Genomic DNA, 18920 nt, shown 5'->3' on the forward strand with positions numbered 1-18920 from the left:
ACCGAAGCCGGACCGAAGCCGGACCGGCCACATGCCGATGTTATGCTTGACGGCTCGACAACACCCGCGCGCGTAGGGCGCGCAACCCGATGGAAATAGCCATCCTGCTGGCGCTGATCCTGCTCAACGGCGTGTTCGCCATGTCGGAGATCGCGCTGGTTTCGGCCCGCAAGGCCCGCCTGCAGAAGCTCATCGACGAGGGCGACCGCGGCGCGATCGAGGCGGTCAAGCTGGGCGAGGATCCGACCCGCTTCCTGTCCACCGTGCAGATCGGCATCACGTCGATCGGCGTGCTCAACGGCGTGGTGGGCGAGTCCGCGCTGGCACAGCCGCTCGGCATCTGGTTGCAGGGACTCGGTATGGCGCAGCCCACCGCGGGCTATGTGGCGACCGCGATCGTGGTCGCGGGCCTGACCTACTTTTCCATCGTGCTCGGCGAGCTGGTGCCCAAGCGGCTGGGCCAGCTGGCGCCCGAAACGCTGGCGCGCGCCGTCGCGCGGCCGCTGTCCTGGCTGGCGATCGCCTCGACGCCCTTCGTCAAGCTGCTGTCGAGCTCGACGCGGCTGGTGCTGCGGCTGATCGGCGTCAAGAGCGGCGCCGGCCCCGCGGTCACCGAGGAAGAAATCCACGCGCTGCTGGTCGAGGGCTCGGAGGCCGGCGTGATCGAGCGCCACGAGCACACGATGGTGCGCAACGTGTTCCGGCTCGACGACCGCCAGCTGACTTCGCTGATGGTGCCGCGCGGCGACGTGATCAGCCTCGACGTCGAACTGCCGCTGGAGGAAAACCTGCGCCGCATCGAGGAGTCGGACCATTCGCGCTTTCCGGTGGTGCGCGGCGGCATGCACGACGTGATCGGCGTGGTCAGCGCGCGCCAGCTGCTGGCGCGCAAGCTGCGCGGCGAGGCCACCGACCTGGCGGCGGTGATGCAGGCCCCGGTCTATGTGCCCGAGAGCGTCACCGGCATGGAGCTGCTCGAACATTTCCGCTCGTCCGGCGGGCAGATGGCGTTCGTCATCGACGAGTACGGCGAGGTGCTGGGCATCGTCACGCTGCAGGACCTGATCGAGGCGATCACCGGCGAGTTCAAGCCGGACATCGCCGGCGACGAATGGGCGGTGCAGCGCGAGGACGGCTCCTGGCTGCTCGACGGCCTGATCCCGATCCCCGAGCTCAAGGACCGCATCGGCCTGCGCAGCGTGCCGGAGGAGGACAAGGAGCGCTATCACACGCTGTCCGGCATGCTGTTGCTGCTGCTGGGACGGCTCCCGCAGATCGCCGACTCGGTCAGCTGGCTGGACTGGAAGTTCGAGATCGTCGATATGGACGGCAAGCGCATCGACAAGGTGCTGGCCACCCCGCTGCCCTCCGAGGAAGGGCCGGAGCCCGATACGACCGGCTAGCGGGAGCTATACTCAGCAGCGGACGGCGCCCGCCGTCCGCTTCCATGCGTTCCGTCCGCTGCCCGCCCGCTGCCTGCCGTTACGGAGATCCGCCATGTCCCGCCTGTCCCGCTTGTCCCGCCTGTCCGCTTTGTCCCGCCCGTTCCACCGGTTCCCATCGATGCGCGCCGCCCCGTTGGCCGCGCTTTCCTGCGCCGCGGCGCTCGCCGCCCTGCTGGCCGGCCCGGCCGCCGCCCATCACGGCTGGTCCAGCTATGACGACAGCAAGCCGATCACGCTGACCGGCAAGCTGACCGAGGTCAAATACGAGAACCCGCACGCGATGGTGCGGATCGATGCCAACGGCAAGCGCTGGCTCGCCGTGCTGGCGCCGATCTCGCGGATGCAGGCGCGCGGGGCGACCGCCGACAAGGTCGCGGTCGGCCGCGAGGTCACCATCGTCGGCTATCCCAGCAAGGAACACGGCGACGAGATGCGCGCCGAGCGGATCGTGCTCGACGGCCAGACCGTCGAACTGCGCTGATCGGCCTGCCCCGCCCGCCGTGGCATCGCTGACGGAACTCGGCGCGACGCTGGCGGCGTTGCCGCTGTCGAGCGCGCTGCGCGCTTCCGCCTGGGCCTATCCGCTGGTCGAGATCGTCCACCTGGCCGGCATGGCGCTGCTGTTCGGCACCATCGCCGTGGTCGATCTGCGCCTCGCCGGGCTCTGGCGCAATCTGCCGGTGACGGCGCTGCTGCGCCAGGTTCTGCCGCTGACGATGGCAGCCTTCGTCGCGGTGGCGATCAGCGGCGTCCTGCTGTTGCTGGCGCATGCGGACGAACTGGCGACCAATCCCGCGCTGTATGCCAAGCTGGCCCTGATCGCCCTGGGGCTGCTCAATGCCCTGGCGTTTCATTTGTGGCCGTACCGGGCCCTGCAGCGGGCGGCTGGCCCGGGCGAGGCCCGCAGCGGCGCTGCCGTGGCCGACTGGAACGTCGGCGTCCGGCCGCCGCGCGCGGCCCGCACCGCGGCGGTGCTGTCGCTGCTGACCTGGACGCTGGTGATCGCGGCCGGAAGGCTGATCGCCTACGTCTAGGGAGGGCACCGTCCCCCCTTCGTTGCCCCTTCCGGCACCTTCCGCATCCGTTTTGCGTCCGCTCTGCGCCCCTTCGGCGCCCTGCCCGTTCGTCCGCCCGGCCGGCCGTTACAAATAGCCACACTGCCCTGTGCGCAGCGGGCCGCACCAATTGTAAAATCGCCCCGTTCGCAACATCTCAAAAGGAGCGCAGTGTGAAAAAAGGTTGGATTTTCGGTCTGATGCTGGCTGTGCTGCTGACCGGCTGCAACACGATGGCCGGGCTCGGCCAGGACATCCAGCGCGGCGGCCAGAAGCTCGAAGGCGCGGCGGATCGTCACAAGTAAGCCAGGCAGGCAACCCGGCAGGCCGCCCGCCAGCTGCGCGGCGGCCTGCCGGCGCCTCCAGTAGTCGGCGCCTTGCTGCAATCGGAGCCTGGGCAGCGGGTGCCTTGATGCAGCCGGCGCCTTGCCGCTGCCGGCGGCTTACAGCAGCTCTTCCGGCGTAAAGGGCGTCAGCACGTCGATCCAGAAGCGCTGCGACCAGGTGGTATCCGGCTCGGTATCGAGCACCACCGCCTGCTTGCCCTGCCCGTCCACCCATTGCAGCTTGTCGTCCTCCGACAGCCGCAGGCGCCAGCTGTTGACGCCGATCGCGCCCGTGAACAGCTGCGCCACCTGCCCCGCCAGCCGCTCGTTGCGCACGATGATGCCGGTCTCGGTGTTCTGCGTGATCGAGCGCGGATCGAAGTTCATCGAGCCGACGAACAGCGTGGTGCGGTCCACCACCGCCGCCTTGACGTGCAGGCTCGCCTGCGAGGACTTGAAGTCCCCCACCGCGCGCTGCTGCCGATGCAGCCGTGACTTCAGCTCGTGCAGCTCGACGCCGGCGCGCAGCAGTTCCTTCCGATAGCGCTTGTAGCCAACGTGCACGATCGGCGAATCGGTCGCCGCCAGCGAGTTCGTCAGTACGCGTATCTTGACCCCGCGACGGGCCAGGCCGGTCAGCCATTCGACGCCGCGCTTGCCCGGCACCAGGTACGGCGAAATGATGATGATCTCCTGCCGCGCCTCGTTCATCATCCGCGCGACCTCGTCGGCCAGCGTGTCGTCGCTGTCTGGCAGCTTGTCGGGCTCGACCTTGGCGGGGTTGTCGACCAGCACGCTGGCGCGCGCCCATTCGAAGTTCAGCTTGCCGCCGCGGATCAGCTCGCGCGCCAGGAAGCTCTTGTTCGGATCGATCTTCTGCGGCGCCGTCATGCCGCTCGCCTCCAGCCGCTTCTGCTCGGCCTCGCGCTGCGCGGCCTCGTCGACCAGCGCCTGCTCGGGCGCGGGCGGCGAAGACGAACCGCTCGAACCGGTCGATCCGCCGGAGCCCGAACCACCAGAGCCCGATGCACCGGAGGGCGATCCGCCAACGCCCGATCTGCCGGAACCCGAGCCGGACGATCCGCCCGCCCCTTCCGTTTCCCGATTACCGGCGGCCTGCACGCCCGAACCCGGCGGCGTGCCCGCCGGTCCCGGCGCCGCCTCGTTCGGATTGGCGAGTGCCTCCACCGGATAGGCGTACTGGCTGTTCCAGTACTCGTCGAAGCCCGCCGACAGCCTGCGCACCGCGGGGCCGGCCACCACCACGTCGAGATCGACGAAGTTGGTATCCGGCGCGCGCAGGAAATACGCGTTGCCGATATTGCGGCCGCCGGTCATCGCCATCGCGTTGTCGGCGATGAAGACCTTGTTGTGCATGCGCCGGTTGACCCGGCGGGCGTCGCCGACCACGCTGATGAAGCGCGTCAGCTTGGAGAAGCGCCCCGCGGGAAACGGATTGAAGTAGCGCACCTCGATATTGGGATGGCGTGCGAAACGCAGGAAGGCCGGGTCCTTGCCGTCGCTGTGCAGGTCGTCGACCAGCAGCCGCACATGCACGCCGCGCTCGGCGGCCGCGCGCACGCGGCGCAGGATCTCGCGCGACGATTCGTCGGCGGCAACGATGTAGTACTGCAGATCGAGGGAACGGGTGGCGCGGTCGGCCAGCGTGATCAGCGTGCCGTAGGCCTCTTCGCCGGACGACACCAGGTGGAAGCCGGACAGTGCCGGGTCCGGCGTACTGCGGGCGACGACCTGGCCCAGCGGCGTATCGGCCCAGCCGGCGAAGGCGGTCGAGGGCCGGCGTGGTACATCCTGCGGCAGGCTGGCGCAGGCGGAAGCGCTCAGCGCCAGCGTCACCGTGGCGAGCCAGCGCAACCAGCTCGCCGTGCGCGGCCTCGCTTTCCCCCACGACACCGCAAACGCCGTCATGCCGACTCCATCAGTCCGGATGCTGTCAGCTTAGGTGGCGCCGACGGCCCGGACAATCCGCCTTTGTCCGACAGCAGGCCAACGGCCGTGCTGCAGCGCGCGAGGCGCGCCGGGCTGGCGCATGCCGAGCGCTTGCCGGCGCCGGACGGACCCGGACAAGCGCCGGACGAGCGCCGGACGAGCGCCGGACAAGCGCCGGACAAGCGCCGGACAAGCGCCGGACGAGCGCCGCACGAGCGCCGCACGAGCGCGAAAGGCGCTCGAAAGAAGGACCGAAGGAGCGCCGAAATTGCGCGGCAGGAAGCCGGCGCTCAGCTGCGCCGCAGCGCCGCGGCCTCTTCCGCCAGCGAGCGGATGCGCGCCCAGTCGCCGCTGGCGACCGCGTCCTTGGGCACGACCCAGGAGCCGCCGACGCAGACCACGTTCGGCAGCGCCAGATAGGCCGGCGCACGCGCCGCGTCGATGCCGCCGGTCGGGCAGAAGCGCAGCCGCGGCAGCGGCCCGTTCAGCGACTTCAGCATCGGCATGCCGCCGGCGGCCTCGGCCGGGAAGAACTTCAGGAAGGTAAAGCCGGCCTCGAGCGCGGCCATCGCCTCGCTGGCGGTGGCCACACCCGGCAGCAGCGAAATGCCGGCATCGCGTGCGCCTTCGGCGAGCCGCGGTGTCAGCCCGGGCGAGACGGCGAACTGCGCGCCGACATCGCGCACCGCATGCAGCTGCGCGACATCGAGCACGGTACCGGCGCCGACCACTGCCTGCGGCAAGGCCGCGGCGACCGCGCGCATCGCCTCGATGGCGACCGGCGTGCGCAGCGTGATTTCGAGCACCGGCAGGCCGCCGGCCACCAGCGCCTCGGAGACGCGCAGCGCCTCGTCGACGGAGTGGAACTCGAGCACGGGAATGACCGGCACGCCGGCCAGGCGGTCGATCAGAGAGGGAGATTGGCTGGGCATGGCGTTATCGGGAAGGAAGTCGGTACGGGTTGAAAGGAAGCGTCGTCCGCCGTCGCACGGCAACGCCGCACGGCAGCACCGCGAGCGCGGACCGGCGCCATCATCGGATCACCGAGACGGATTCGGCCAGCCGCGCCAGCACCGTTTCCGCCGAGGGAATCGGCGCGACCGCGCCATAGCCGGTGGTCGACAGCGCGGCGGCCACGTTGGCATAGCGGGCCGCGTCGAAGGGATCGTCGCCGGCGGCGAGCCGCGCGACGAAGCTGCCGCCGAAGCAATCGCCGGCCCCGGTGGCGTCGAGCGGCTGCACCGGATACGCGGGCACCAGGGCGCGCGCATCCGTCGTCGCCACGTAGGCGCCCTCTTCGCCCAGCTTGAGCGCGACCAGTTTCACGCCGCAGCCGAGCAGATGGTCGACGATGGCGTCGCGGTCGTCGAGCCCGGTCAGCACCGTGACATCGTCCCAGCTCGGCAGGCAGATATCGGTCATCCCGAGCGCTTCGCGCATGATGCCGCGCGCGCGGGCCAGCGACCACAGCCGCAGCCGCAGATTGGTGTCCAGCGAGATCTTGACGCCCGCCTTGCGCGCCAGCTCCATTGCCGCGAGCCCGGCATCGCAGGCGGTGTTGCTGATCGCCAGGCTGATGCCGGACAGATGCAGATAGCGCGCTTCGGCGATCGCCTGCTGCGGCAGATCGTCATGGCTGTAGCAGCTCGCCGCCGAGCCGGCGCGCAGATAGTCGAAGCGATGGCCGTGGTTGTCGTGGCTGACGAAGTAGACGCCGGTCGGCGCCCGCGGGTCAGTGCGCACATGGCGGGTATCGACACGCTCCTGCGTCCACAGCGCCAGCAGGCGCTCGCCGAAACTGTCGGCGCCCACCGCGCTGATGAAGCCCGTCTGCGCACCCTGGCGCGCGGCGGCGATGCAGAAGTTGGAGGTATCGCCGCCGAAGCCCTGCAGATAGCGTTCGGGCGCGTCGGGCTGCTGGTTGAACTCGACCAGCGCTTCGCCGAAGGCCAGGATATCGATGCTCATGGTGCGATCGCGGATACGGGAGAAAGGGGAACGGAAGAACCGCGGAACCGGAGGACCGGAGGACCGAAAAAGCGGGAAACTTCAGAAGAAGGTCTGCACGATATCGACCACGCGCAGTTCGTCGTCCAGCACCGGAATATGCCGCCACTTGTCGAAGGTCAGGCAAGGGTGCGAGATATCGAAGGCGATCATGTCGCCGACCCGCACATCGTCCCCCGGCGCGATCCGCAGATAGGCGTGCTGATCCATCATGCCGGTGATCTCCCAGTGAGAAGGTATGGACGGCGTATCGACCGGCGCGGTTCCCCGCGCGCTTGCCCCGTCCTTTGCGTCGCCCTTTGCGCCGCCATCAGCCGAACCGGCACGGAAGTGCCGCGCCGGAATCGGCATGCCGGCATCGAAGGCGGCGTCGCGCTTGCCCATGCCGACGATCGCGCGGTCCGGCTCGGGGATCGACTGCACATAGGCCCATAGCTGCAAGGCGGGCAGCAGACCCTCCCGCATCTTCCGTGCCACCGGGTTGCTGGCCAGGATGCGCTGCTGCGCCTGCCGGTAGATGCCGACGTCGTGGGTCAGATAGCAGCCCGGCCGCAGCACGATGTCGACGGGGGCGCCGATGTCGGCGCCGGCAAATTCCTCCGCCACCACGTCGTACCAGGCCGAGCCCGCGCCGGACAGCACCACCGGGCGAGGTTCGGCACCCGCGCCGAAACGGCCCTGCGCGGCAAGTTCGCGCGTCACCGCGACGGTGCGGCGCAGGAAGGCGCGAATATCGGCCTCCTGCTGCAGCACGCCCTCGTAGATCTCGACGCCGGCCAGCGTCAGCGCGTCGGACCAACGGTCCAGCGCGTCCAGCACCTGCTGCTGTTGCGCGGCGTCGCGCACGCCGGTGCGCCCGCCCTCCACGCCCAGTTCCAGCAGCACCTGCAGGCGCTGGCCGCGCGCGCGGAAGAACGTGCCGAGCTGGTCCACCAGTTCGGCCGAGTCGACCAGGCAGAAGAATTCGAAATCGGGATCGCGCAGCAGGTCGGCGACGATCTCCATATTGCGCCGGCCCACCAGCTGGTTGGCCATCAGCACGCGCTTGACGCCATGCGCATGGGCGGCGGCGGTCTGCTGCGCGGTCGCCAGCGTGATACCCCAGGCGCCGGCCTCGAGCTGCCGCGCGAACAGCTTGGGCGCCATCGTGGTCTTGCCATGGGGCGCCAGCTTCACGCCGTATTCGTCCATGAACCGGCGCATCCAGGCCAGGTTGTGGGCCAGCCGGCTTTCGTACAGCACCGCGGCCGGCAGGCTCAGTTCCTCGTCCAGCAGGCGCCAGCCGGTGGCGGCCTCGGCGGGCGCCAGCGGCGCCTCCAGCTTGCCGAGCGCCTTGTTCAGCGGATCGATGATCCCGCTCTGGTACTTTATATCACGCATGCCGTTGTCCGCCTTGCCGCGCCCAGCCACACACTGTGGCGCGCTGCCGAAATTTTCGATTGACGTAATGATAGCGGCGAAATTACGATATTTCATCCTTGTTATAAAGTAACACGCTGCGATGCCCCGGCCTCACCGAGGCCAGGCCCGACGTCCGGCACCCCTTCGCCAAGCCCATGCCCGCTGCCTTCGACATCCTGACCCGCATCGCCGAGCGCGGCCCGACGCTGCGGCTGGCCGAGCAGAAGGTGGCCCAGGTCATCCTGGAGGACGTCGCCGGCGCGGCCTCGGCCAGCATCAATGCGCTGGCCCGCAGGGCCGGCGTCAGCGAGGCCAGCGTCACGCGCCTGGCCAAGGCGCTGGGCTGCCGCGACGTGCGCGACCTGAAGCTGCGGCTGGCGCGCGCGACCGCGGTCGGCCAACGCTTCCTGCAGCACGAGCCCGGCACCGTCGGCGCGGACTCGGGCGCGGAAGCGGCTCCGCCCTCGCTGACCGACCGCCTGCATGGGGACGTGGTCGCCGTGCTCGAGGCCAATCGCCAACTGATCGACGAGGCCCAGATCGAACGCGCCGCGCGCCTGTTGCAGGACGCGCGCATGGTCTACGCTTTCGGCATGGGTGGCGGCTCGACCTGGCTCGCCGACGAGGCGCGCTATCGATTGGCGCGGCTGGGCCGGCCGGTCGCGAGCTATCAGGACGCGGTGCTGCAGCAGATGGTCGCGGCCACGCTCGTCAAGGGCGATGTGGTGCTGGCCTTCTCGGTCAGCGGCAGCGTGCCCGAGATGCTGGCCAGCTGCGATGTCGCGCGCGAATACGGTGCGCGCGTGATCGCGGTGACCGCGCTGGGCTCGCCGCTGGCGGCGCGCGCCGACGTGCTGCTGCCCGTGCGCGCGCTGGAGACCGATTTCATCTTCAAGCCGTCGGCCTCGCGCTATGCGATGTTGCTGGTGCTGGACGTGCTGGCCACGCGGCTGGCGTTGCTGCAGCAGGACGACAGCCAGGAACGGCTGCGGCGGCTCAAGTACGTGCTGGACGCGCATCGGGGCAGCGGCGAGCGCGGCAGCGCGGGGATGCGCGACAGCCGTCAGCCGCTCGGAGACTGACCATGGCAGCGAGCTCGGACACCCTCTTCGCCTATGACACGCTGATCCGCGGCGCCACCGTGATCGACGGCTCGGGCGCCGCCGCGCGCGTCGCCGATGTCGGGCTGCGCGACGGCCGCATCGCCCGCATCGTCGACATCGATGCCGACGACGATGGCGGCGAACGCATCGCCGCCGACGCCGCCGCCGAGGTCGTCGAGGCCGACGGGCTTGTGCTGGCACCGGGCTTCATCGACGTCCACACGCACGACGACACCAACGTGGTGCGCCAGCCCGAGATGACGCCGAAGCTGTCGCAGGGCGTGACCACCGTGGTGGTCGGCAACTGCGGCATCAGCGCGGCACCGGTGGCCCTGCGCGGCGAGCCGCCCGATCCGATGAACCTGCTGGGCGATGCGAGCGCGTTCCGCTATCCGAGCTTTTCGGCCTACGTCGATGCCATCGCCTCGGCGCAGCCCGCGGTCAACGTGGCCGCGCTGGTCGGCCACACGGCGCTGCGCAGCAATCATCTGGACCGGCTGGACCGCGCGGCGAGCGCCGACGAGATCGCCGCGATGCGCGCGCAATTGCAGGAGGCACTGGACCACGGCGCGCTCGGCCTGTCGACCGGCCTCGCCTATGCCAACGCCTTTGCCGCGCCGACCGAGGAAGTGCTGGCGCTGGCCGAGCCCCTGGCCCGCGCCGGCGCGCTGTACGCCACGCATCTGCGCAGCGAATTCGCCGAGATCCTCGACGCGATGGACGAGGCCTTCCGCATCGGCCGCCATGCCCGCGTGCCGGTCGTGATCTCGCACCTCAAATGCGCGGGCGTGGACAACTGGGGCCGCAGCGGCGCGGTGCTGGACGCGCTCGATGCCGCCCAGCGCTGGCAGCCGGTCGGCTGCGACTGCTATCCCTATACCGCCAGTTCGTCGACGCTGGACCTGAAGCAGGTCACCGGCGACTTCGACATCATGGTGACCTGGTCCACGCCGCATCCCGCGATGGGCGGACGCCTGCTCGCCGATATCGCGGCCGAATGGCAGGTGGATCTGCACGAGGCGGCCCGCCGCCTGCAGCCGGCGGGCGCGGTCTATCACTGCATGGAAGACGCCGACGTCGACCGCATCCTGGCGCATCCGGCCACGGTGATCGGCTCGGACGGGCTGCCCAACGACCCGCTGCCGCATCCGCGCCTGTGGGGCGCGTTCCCCCGCGTGCTGGGCCACTATGCGCGCGACCGCGAGCTGTTTCCGCTGACGATGGCGATCGCCAAGATGACCGGCCTGTCGGCCGAGCGCTTCGGCCTCGCGGGACGCGGCTTCGTGCGCGAAGGCCATTGGGCCGACCTGGTGCTGTTCGACGCCGCGACGATCCGCGACGCGGCCACGTTCACCGAGCCGATGCAGCCGGCCGAGGGCATCGCCGCGGTGTGGGTCAACGGCACGCTGTCTTGGTCGCAGCGGCACGCCACCGGCGCGCGCGCCGGGCGCTTCCTGCCGCGCGGCGAGCCGGTCCCCGCCGTCGCGGACACCATCGCGAACCGCAACGCGGACAACATCGCGGACACGTAAGGCCGCACGCTCCCCCCTGTTTCAAGCTCACCGTTTCCCGTATTCAGTTCGAAGGAGTCTTCATGGATATCCAACGCTTTGGCGTCGAAGGCGGCACCGGCACCGGCGGCCAGCACATGCCGTTCGCACGCGCGGTCGCTGCCGACGGCTGGCTGTATGTGTCCGGCCAGGTGCCGATGGTCGATGGCGAAGTCGTCGACGGCGGCATCGTCGCGCAGACCCACCAGGCCATCAGGAACGTGCTGGCGATCCTGGCCGAGGCCGGCTACGGCCCCGAGCATGTGGTCCGCTGCGGCGTCTGGCTCGACGACGCACGCGACTTCGCCTCGTTCAACAAGATCTTCAAGCAGTATTTCGGCGCCAATCCGCCCGCGCGTGCCTGCGTCCAGTCGAGCATGGTGGTCGACTGCAAGGTCGAGATCGACTGCATCGCCTACAAGCGTCCGGGCGGCTGAATCCGCGGAATCCGCTGATTCAGCCGATTCGCCGATTCCGCGCATTGCCCTGATCCCGCGGATACAGGCGGATACAGCGAATCCAGGCCGCCTCCCCTTCCCTTTTCCCAACCGGGCCGCGCCAGCGGCCTCTTTCATACGCCGCGGCGCCGACCGGCCCCGCGCACCCCAAGGAGACAACATGGTCCCAGTCACCGGAACCACGCTGTTGCTGTATGCGCTGATCGCCGTGATCGCGCTGGTCGTGCTGATCGCGCGATTCAAGCTGAACCCCTTCATCACGCTGGTGGTCGTCTCTGTGCTGCTCGGCTTCTCGGTCGGCATGCCGATGAACGAGATCGTCAAGTCGTTCGAGGCCGGCGTCGGCGGCACGCTCGGCCATATCGCGCTCGTGGTGGGCCTGGGCACGATGCTCGGCAAGATGATGGCCGAGTCCGGCGGCGCCGAGCGCATCGCGCGCACGCTGATCGCCTTCTTCGGCGAGAAGAACGTGCACTGGGCGATGGCGACCATCGCCTTCATCGTCGGCCTGCCGGTGTTCTTCGAGGTCGGCTTCGTGCTGCTGATCCCGATCGCCTTCAATATCGCGCAGCGCACCGGCACCTCGATGGTCAAGGTCGGCATCCCGATGGTGGCCGGCCTGTCCGTGGTGCACGGCCTGATCCCGCCACATCCGGCGGCACTGCTGGCGGTGACCGCCTACGGCGCCGACATCGGCCGCACGATCCTGTACGCGCTGATCGTGGGCATCCCCACCGCGGCGATCGCCGGTCCGATCTTCGCGAAGCTGATGGACCGCCATATCAAGCTGCCCGCCGACAACCCGCTGGCGGCGCAGTTCATCGAGGAAGCCGACGACACCGCGCCGGCCCAGGCGCTGCCGGGCTTCGGCATCACGGTCTTCACGATCCTGCTGCCCGTGATCCTGATGCTGATCGGCAGCGGCGCCGACCTGGTGACGACGCCGAAGACCTGGGCCAACGACTTCCTCAAGCTGATCGGCAACTCGGTGATCGCGCTGCTGATCGCCGCGCTGGTCAGCTTCTACACCTTCGGCAAGGCGCGCGGCTTCAATCGCGAGGCGATCCTGCGCTTCACCAACGAATCGGTGGCGCCCACCGCGATCATCACGCTGGTGGTCGGTGCCGGCGGCGGCTTCGGCCGCATCCTGCGCGACTCGGGCATCTCGAATTCGATCGTGGAAGTGGCCACCGGCGCCAACGTCTCGGTGCTGGTGCTCGGCTGGCTGGTCGCCGTGATGATCCGCATCGCGACCGGCTCGGCCACCGTGGCGATGACCACCGCGGCCGGCATCGTCGCGCCGATCGCGGCCAGCGTGCCGGGCACGCGGCCCGAGCTGCTGGTGCTGGCCACCGGCGCGGGCTCGCTGATCCTGTCGCACGTCAACGATGCGGGCTTCTGGCTGGTCAAGGAGTACTTCAACATGACCGTGGCGCAGACGTTCAAGACCTGGACCGTTTGCGAGACGATCATCTCGGTGGTGGCGCTGCTGCTGACGTTGGGGCTGGCCACCGTGATCTGAGCGGGAGGAAGGCCGCGGCGGCGGCTGTGCCAAATCGGCGCGTCTTACCTACAATGGCCGGGAAGTTGCCGGCTCGCCAGGAGACGCCATGCCCATCGATCGTCGCCGCTTCCTTGCCTGCTCCGCCGCGCTGGCGGGCACGCTGACGTCCGCCGCACGGGCCCAGCCCGGCCAGGCATCGGCCTCCGCGTCCGCAGCCCCCGGCACGCCGGCCGCGGGCGGCAGCGCGGGCCCGCTGCGGCGCGCCATCCCCGGCACGCGCGAAACGCTGCCGGTGATCGGCCTGGGCACCGCCGACACCTTCGACGCGCCGACGCAGGGCCTGCAGCAGAGCCCGCTGTCCGAGGTGATGTCGCTGCTGCTGCGGATGCCGGGCGCCGTTCTCGATACCGCGCCCAGCTATGGTGCCGCGGAGGCCGTCACCGGCGAATTGTTGCGGCTGCACAATGGCCGCAGGCAGGTCTTCCTCGCCACCAAGATCTCGGCGTCGAGCAGCAGCGCGCCGGCGCAATGGGCGCGCTCGCAGCAGGAGCTGGGCAGCGACACCGTCGACCTGCTGCAGGTCCACAACCTGATCGACTGGGAAGAGAACCTGCGTTTCCTGCGCCGGCTGCAGGAACAAGGCAAGACCCGCTATATCGGCGTCACGCACTATCGCGCCGATGCGCACGAGCGGCTCGAGCAGATCGTGCGCAGCGAAAAGATCGACTTCGTGCAGATCAACTACTCGCTGGGCGAGCGCGAGGCCGAGCGCCGGCTGCTGCCGCTGTGCCGGCAGCGCGGCATCGGCGTGCTGATCAACCGGCCGTTCCAGGACGGGCGGCTGTTCCGCGCGGTGCAAGGACGCCAGCTGCCGCCGTGGGCGGCCGAGCTCGATTGCAGCAGCTGGGGCCAGCTGTTCCTCAAATTCATCGTCAGCCATCCGGCGGTGACCGCGGCGATTCCGGCGACGTCCAATCCCCGCCATATGCGCGACAACCTCGGCGCGGCGCTCGGCCGCATGCCGGACGCGCAGCAGCGCGAGCGCATCGCGGCGCTGCTGACCTAGCGCCCGTCCACCGCAATCGCCGGGCATGGCAGCCGCCCCGCCTCCGCACCCCAACCCTGGCCACGGCCCCGGCCGCCTCGGCGCGCTCGGCATCCGCCCGGGCGAACACGCGGCCGTAGTCGCGGCATTCGGCTTCTTCTTCTGCCTGTTCGCCAGCTACTTCATGCTGCGGCCAGTGCGCGAAACGATGGGCATCGCCGGCGGCGTGCAGAACCTGCAATGGCTGTTCACCGCGACCTTCGTCGTGATGCTGGCCGCGATTCCGCTGTACGGCCTGTGCAGCTCGCGGCTGCCGCGGCGGCGCTTCGTGCCCTGGGTCTATGCCTTCTTCATCGCCAATCTGCTGGCCTTCGCGCTCGCCACGCGCGCGCGGCCCGACGATGTCTGGCTGGCGCGGGTGTTCTACGTGTGGCTGTCGGTGTCCAATCTGTTCGTGGTGTCGGTCGCGTGGAGCCTGATGGCGGACGTGTTCCGCCCCGAACAGGCGCGCCGGCTGTTTCCGGTGATTGCGGCGGGCGCCAGCGTCGGCGGGCTGACCGGGCCGCTGCTGTCGGGATGGCTGGTCGGGCCGATCGGGCTGACCGGGCTGATGCTGCTGTCCGCCGTGCTGCTGGCGGCGACGCTGCCGGGTTGCGCGTGGCTGTTCCGGTGGCGGGCGCGGGCCGGGGCCGGTGCCGCAGCCGGTGCCGCAGCCGGTACTGCGATCGGTACCGCAACCGGTACTGCGATCGGTACCGCAACCGGTGTCGCGACCGGTGTCGCGGGGGCCAGGGCTGACATTGGCGGGGGATCCATCGCGCCGCGCGATGCCGCGGCGAGCGCCGCACCCACGCACCATGCCGGCCCCGCGCGCGACGATCCGCGCGATCCCATCGGCGGCAGCCTGCTGGCCGGCCTGACGCTGATCGCCCGCTCGCGCTATTTGCTCGGCATCGCGCTGTTCGTGATCCTGCTGTCGACCGCCAGCACCTTCCTGTACTTCGAACAGGCGCGGCTGGTCGCGGAGACTTTCCCCGACCGCACCGAGCAGACGCGCGTGTTCAGCGCGATCGACGCGATCGTGCAGGCCGCCACCATCGCGATCCAGCTGTTTTTCTCCGGCCAGATCGCGCGGCGCTACGGCGTGACCGCGCTGCTGACGGTGGTGCCCCTGGCCGTGGCGGGCGGCTTCGTGCTGCTGGCGATCTGGCCGGTGTTCGGCGTGCTGGCCGGCGTGATGGTGCTGCGCCGCGTCGGCGAGTACGCGCTGGTGCGGCCCGGCCGCGAGATGCTGTTCACCGTGGTCGATGCCGAGACCAAGTACAAGGCCAAGAACGTCATCGACACGATGGTCTACCGCGCCGGCGATGCGGTCAGCGCCTGGGTCAAGACCGGCATCGACGCGCTGGCCGGCCATCCGGCGGTGGTCGCCCTGACCGGTGCCGTGCTGGCCCTGGTCTGGGGCTTGCTTGGGTGGTGGCTGGGCCGGCGCCACCAGGGCGCCGCCGACCTGCCGGCGCGGACAGCGACCGCCCCGGCCGAGGCCGCGGCCCGCATGCCGGGCCGCTAGCCCTCGCATTCGGCCAAAATGGCGGCTTGCGGGGCCAAGCGGGCAGCATTGCCCCGCCGTGCCGATGCCGCAGGCATTACAGTGTCGGCCGAACCCCGTGGAGCCGAGCGGTGCTGGGTGGTGCCGCGCGGTGCCGTGCGATAACGCGCGATGCCGCTACTGCCGCTGCTGCCGCTGCTGCCGGCCCCGCGTCCGCCATCGATCGAACCCGCCACGCGCCCCGCGCGTCGCCACCTTAGGAAAGCCGCCATGAAAACCAAAGCCGCCGTCGCCTGGAAAGCAGGCGCCCCGTTGACCATCGAGGAAGTCGACCTGGCCGGACCGCGCGCCGGCGAGGTGCTGGTCGAGATCAAGGCCACCGGCATCTGCCATACGGACTACTACACGCTGTCGGGCGCGGACCCCGAGGGCATCTTTCCCGCCATCCTCGGCCATGAGGGCGCCGGCATCGTGACGGAGGTCGGCCCGGGCGTGACCTCGCTGAAGCCCGGCGACCACGTGATCCCGCTCTACACGCCCGAATGCCGCCAGTGCAAGTTCTGCCTGTCGCGCAAGACCAACCTGTGCCAGGCGATCCGCGCGACCCAGGGCAAGGGCCTGATGCCGGACGGCACCTCGCGCTTCTCGCTCGACGGCAAGCCGATCTTCCACTACATGGGCACGTCGACCTTCGCCAATCACATCGTGGTGCCGGAGATCGCGATGGCCAAGATCCGCGACGACGCGCCGTTCGACAAGGTCTGCTATATCGGCTGCGGCGTCACCACCGGCGTCGGCGCGGTGCTGTTCACGGCGAAGGTCGAGGCCGGCGCCAATGTGGTGGTGTTCGGCCTGGGCGGCATCGGGCTGAACGTGATCCAGGGCGCGAAGATGGTTGGCGCCGACAAGATCATCGGCGTCGACATCAACCCGAACCGCGAGGCGCTGGCGCGCCAATTCGGCATGACGCACTTCGTCAATCCGAACGAGGTCGAGAACGTGGTCGACCATATCGTGCAGCTGACCGACGGCGGCGCCGATTACTCGTTCGAATGCATCGGCAATACCAAGGTCATGCGCCAGGCGCTGGAGTGCTGCCACAAGGGCTGGGGCAAGTCGATCATCATCGGCGTGGCCGAGGCCGGCGCCGAGATCTCGACCCGTCCGTTCCAGCTGGTGACCGGCCGCGAGTGGAAGGGCTCGGCCTTCGGCGGCGCGCGCGGCCGCACCGACGTGCCCAAGATCGTCGACTGGTATATGGACGGCAAGCTGAACATCGAAGACCTGATCACGCACACGCTGCCGCTGGAGCGGATCAACGAGGGCTTCGACCTGATGAAGCGCGGCGAGTCGATCCGTTCGGTGGTGCTGTACTAAGGCCGGAGGCGCGACGCTCATGCTCGAACTGCTCTCCGAGCACGGCTGCTTCGGCGGCGTGCAGCGCTTCTACCGGCATGCGTCGACCGCGGTCGGCCTGCCGATGCGCTTCTCGGTCTTCCTGCCGCCGGCGGCGCTGGCCGGTGTCGGCACGCCGCGGCCGGCGCTGTTCTACCTGGCCGGCCTGACCTGCACCGAAGAGACCTTCATGATCAAGGGCGGCGCGCAGCGGCTCGCCGCGCAGCTCGGCCTGATCCTGGTTGCGCCCGATACCAGCCCGCGCGACACCGGCATCCCCGGCGAGGCGGACGAATGGGACTTCGGCGCGGGCGCGGGCTTCTATCTGGACGCGACGCAGGCGCCGTGGAACGCGCACTGGCGCATGGAAAGCTATGTCGCCGGCGAGCTCTACGATCTGGTGGTCGGCGAACTCGGCGCCGACCCGCGGCGCATCGGCATCTTCGGCCATTCGATGGGCGGCCACGGCGCGCTGGTGCTGGCGCAGCGCCATCGCGAGCGCTTCCGCTCGGTGTCGGCGTTCGCGCCGATCGCCGCGCCGTCGCAATGTCCCTGGGGCGAGAAGGCGTTCAGCCGCTATCTCGGCGACGATCGCGCGCAATGGCTGCAGTACGATGCCAGCGCGGTGATGCAGGCGCAGCCCACCGCGCCCTTCCCCGGCGGCATCCTGATCGATCAGGGGCTGGCCGACAAATTCCTCGCCGACCAGCTGCATCCCGAGGCCTTCGAGGCGGCCTGCGCCGCGGTGGGCCAGCCGCTGACGCTGCGGCGGCATCAGGGCTACGACCACGGCTACTACTTCATCTCCACGTGGATGGAGGACCATCTGCGCCATCACGCGGCGCAATTACAGGACGGCTGACCGGGCGGTGGAAGGCGCTTCGGCATTTCGGTGCTTGAGCGCTGCGGTGCTTGGGCGCTGCGGTGCTTGGGCGCTGCGGTGCTTGGGCGCTGCGGTGCTTGGGCGCTGCGGTGCTTGGGCGCTGCGGTGCTTGGGCGCTGCGGTGCTTGGGCGCTGCGGTGCTTGAGCGCTTCGGTACTTGAGCGCTTTGGTGCTTTGGTGCTCGGGTGCTTGGGTGCTTGGGTGCTTGGGCGCTACGCCGCCGCGCCAAACCGCTGGCGATAGTCGCGCGGCGTGATGCCCAGATGGCGCAGGAAGGCGCGCCGCAGCGCTTCGTCGGAACCGAAGCCGCTGCGCGCGGCCACCGCCTTCAGCGGCAGCTCGCCCTGCTCCAGCAGGCGGCGTGCCGCTTCGAGCCGCGCCGATTCGATGAAGGCGGTCGGGCTCGCCCCGGTCTCGCGCGCGAACACACGGCGGAAATTGCGCTCGCTCATCGCGGCCCGCGCCGCCATCTCGCTCATCGTGAACGCGCGGGTCAGGTCGCGCAGGATCCAGTCCTGGACCTCGCGCACGCCGGCGTGGCCGGTGGTCTGGCTGGCCAGATGCACGCTGAATTGCGACTGGCCGCCCGGACGCTTCAGGAAGACCACCAGCTCGCGCGCCAGATCGAGCGCGATCTCGCGTCCGAGGTCCTCTTCGACGATGGCCAGCGCCAGGTCGATGCCGGCCGTGACGCCGGCCGAGGTCCACAGCCGGCCCTCGCGCACGAAGATCGCATCGGGATCGACCGCCACCGCGGGATAGCGCTGCCGCAGCAGCGGCGCCACGCTCCAGTGCGTGGTCGCGCGCTTGCCGTCGAGCAGACCAGCGGCGGCCAGGAAGAACGATCCCGAACACAGCGCCACCAGCCGGCCGATGCGCGGGGCCACCGCGCGCGCCCACGGCACGATCTCCCCCGCTTCCTGCAACACCCCTTCGATATCTCGCGCGCCGACGATCACCGCGGTGTCGGGCAGCAGCACCGTGTCGAGCCGCGCGGTGGCCTCCAGCGTCATCAGCGTGTCCGAACGCACCGGGCCCACACGCGTCGAGACGATGCGCGTCCGATAGGCCGGCGGCTGGCCGCGCCGGGCCAGCTGCAGGTTGGCATAGTCGAACACCGTCATCGGTCCGACGGCCTCCATGGCCTTGAAGCCGGGATAGACGACGAGATCGATCTGATGGGGTGCGGGGGACGGCTGGGACATGAAGCGGGAACGGCGGGCAGCCCGCGGAAACGAACCGCAGGAGG

At 69.8% G+C, this 18920-nt stretch carries 17 protein-coding genes; 12 read left to right on the forward strand and 5 right to left on the reverse strand.

Going from position 1 to position 18920, the window contains the following annotated elements; translation table 11 throughout:
- Window positions 1-89: 89 nt before the first annotated feature.
- From KZ686_RS16795 to KZ686_RS16810, 4 genes are all read left to right on the forward strand, one after another.
- The gene (locus KZ686_RS16795; protein WP_149318145.1) at window positions 90-1403 is read left to right on the forward strand and encodes a hemolysin family protein; all 1314 of its coding nucleotides are present in this window, start codon (window positions 90-92) and stop codon (window positions 1401-1403) included.
- Window positions 1404-1497: 94 nt separating this feature from the next.
- A complete protein-coding gene (locus KZ686_RS16800; protein WP_407648586.1) occupies window positions 1498-1926 on the forward strand; it encodes a DUF6152 family protein in 429 nt (142 codons plus the stop codon).
- A gap of 19 nt (window positions 1927-1945) precedes the next feature.
- On the forward strand, window positions 1946-2479 hold the full coding sequence (locus tag KZ686_RS16805) for a hypothetical protein (protein WP_150083444.1): 534 nt from the start codon (window positions 1946-1948) through the stop codon (window positions 2477-2479).
- A 194-nt stretch (window positions 2480-2673) separates the two neighbouring features.
- Window positions 2674-2805 carry an entericidin A/B family lipoprotein gene (locus KZ686_RS16810; RefSeq protein ID WP_149318142.1) on the forward strand — a complete coding sequence of 44 codons (132 nt, stop codon included), beginning with the start codon at window positions 2674-2676 and terminating at the stop codon, window positions 2803-2805.
- Between the two features lie 138 nt (window positions 2806-2943).
- On the opposite strand, the gene KZ686_RS16815 is transcribed toward KZ686_RS16810, so the two are convergent.
- The 4 genes from KZ686_RS16815 to KZ686_RS16830 all read right to left on the reverse strand — a co-directional run bounded on the left by KZ686_RS16815 (window position 2944) and on the right by KZ686_RS16830 (window position 8163).
- Window positions 2944-4755, reverse strand: a complete 1812-nt coding sequence (locus KZ686_RS16815; RefSeq protein ID WP_265634361.1) for a phospholipase D family protein — start codon at window positions 4753-4755, stop codon at window positions 2944-2946.
- A 311-nt stretch (window positions 4756-5066) separates the two neighbouring features.
- Entirely contained in the window at window positions 5067-5708 is a 642-nt protein-coding gene (locus KZ686_RS16820; RefSeq protein ID WP_265634363.1) for a bifunctional 4-hydroxy-2-oxoglutarate aldolase/2-dehydro-3-deoxy-phosphogluconate aldolase, read from the reverse strand.
- A gap of 100 nt (window positions 5709-5808) precedes the next feature.
- The gene (locus tag KZ686_RS16825) at window positions 5809-6744 is read right to left on the reverse strand and encodes a sugar kinase (protein ID WP_150083442.1); all 936 of its coding nucleotides are present in this window, start codon (window positions 6742-6744) and stop codon (window positions 5809-5811) included.
- 81 nt (window positions 6745-6825) lie between these two features.
- The gene (locus KZ686_RS16830; protein WP_265634365.1) at window positions 6826-8163 is read right to left on the reverse strand and encodes an amino acid deaminase; all 1338 of its coding nucleotides are present in this window, start codon (window positions 8161-8163) and stop codon (window positions 6826-6828) included.
- A 176-nt stretch (window positions 8164-8339) separates the two neighbouring features.
- On the opposite strand from KZ686_RS16830, the gene KZ686_RS16835 reads away from it, so the two are divergent.
- The 8 genes from KZ686_RS16835 (at window position 8340) to fghA (ending at window position 17650) form a co-directional block, all read left to right on the forward strand.
- Window positions 8340-9266 carry a MurR/RpiR family transcriptional regulator gene (locus KZ686_RS16835; protein ID WP_150083440.1) on the forward strand — a complete coding sequence of 309 codons (927 nt, stop codon included), beginning with the start codon at window positions 8340-8342 and terminating at the stop codon, window positions 9264-9266.
- Between the two features lie 2 nt (window positions 9267-9268).
- On the forward strand, window positions 9269-10819 hold the full coding sequence (locus KZ686_RS16840; protein ID WP_265634367.1) for an N-acyl-D-amino-acid deacylase family protein: 1551 nt from the start codon (window positions 9269-9271) through the stop codon (window positions 10817-10819).
- Window positions 10820-10881: 62 nt separating this feature from the next.
- Entirely contained in the window at window positions 10882-11274 is a 393-nt protein-coding gene (locus KZ686_RS16845) for a RidA family protein (RefSeq protein ID WP_006579898.1), read from the forward strand.
- 181 nt (window positions 11275-11455) lie between these two features.
- Entirely contained in the window at window positions 11456-12817 is a 1362-nt protein-coding gene (locus KZ686_RS16850) for a GntP family permease (RefSeq protein ID WP_149318135.1), read from the forward strand.
- A gap of 88 nt (window positions 12818-12905) precedes the next feature.
- Window positions 12906-13865, forward strand: coding sequence for an aldo/keto reductase (locus KZ686_RS16855; RefSeq protein ID WP_226105310.1), 960 nt, complete (start codon window positions 12906-12908; stop codon window positions 13863-13865).
- 25 nt (window positions 13866-13890) lie between these two features.
- On the forward strand, window positions 13891-15414 hold the full coding sequence (locus KZ686_RS16860) for an NTP/NDP exchange transporter (protein WP_265634371.1): 1524 nt from the start codon (window positions 13891-13893) through the stop codon (window positions 15412-15414).
- A 249-nt stretch (window positions 15415-15663) separates the two neighbouring features.
- The gene (locus tag KZ686_RS16865; protein WP_265634373.1) at window positions 15664-16770 is read left to right on the forward strand and encodes an S-(hydroxymethyl)glutathione dehydrogenase/class III alcohol dehydrogenase; all 1107 of its coding nucleotides are present in this window, start codon (window positions 15664-15666) and stop codon (window positions 16768-16770) included.
- A 19-nt stretch (window positions 16771-16789) separates the two neighbouring features.
- Window positions 16790-17650 carry an S-formylglutathione hydrolase gene (fghA, locus tag KZ686_RS16870; protein WP_265634375.1) on the forward strand — a complete coding sequence of 287 codons (861 nt, stop codon included), beginning with the start codon at window positions 16790-16792 and terminating at the stop codon, window positions 17648-17650.
- Between the two features lie 233 nt (window positions 17651-17883).
- On the opposite strand, the gene KZ686_RS16875 is transcribed toward fghA, so the two are convergent.
- Entirely contained in the window at window positions 17884-18876 is a 993-nt protein-coding gene (locus KZ686_RS16875) for a GlxA family transcriptional regulator (protein ID WP_265634377.1), read from the reverse strand.
- Between the last annotated feature and the right edge of the window lie 44 nt (window positions 18877-18920).

The sequence above is a fragment of the Cupriavidus cauae genome, from assembly GCF_026210475.1.
GTDB classification, from domain to species: Bacteria; Pseudomonadota; Gammaproteobacteria; order Burkholderiales; family Burkholderiaceae; genus Cupriavidus; species Cupriavidus cauae.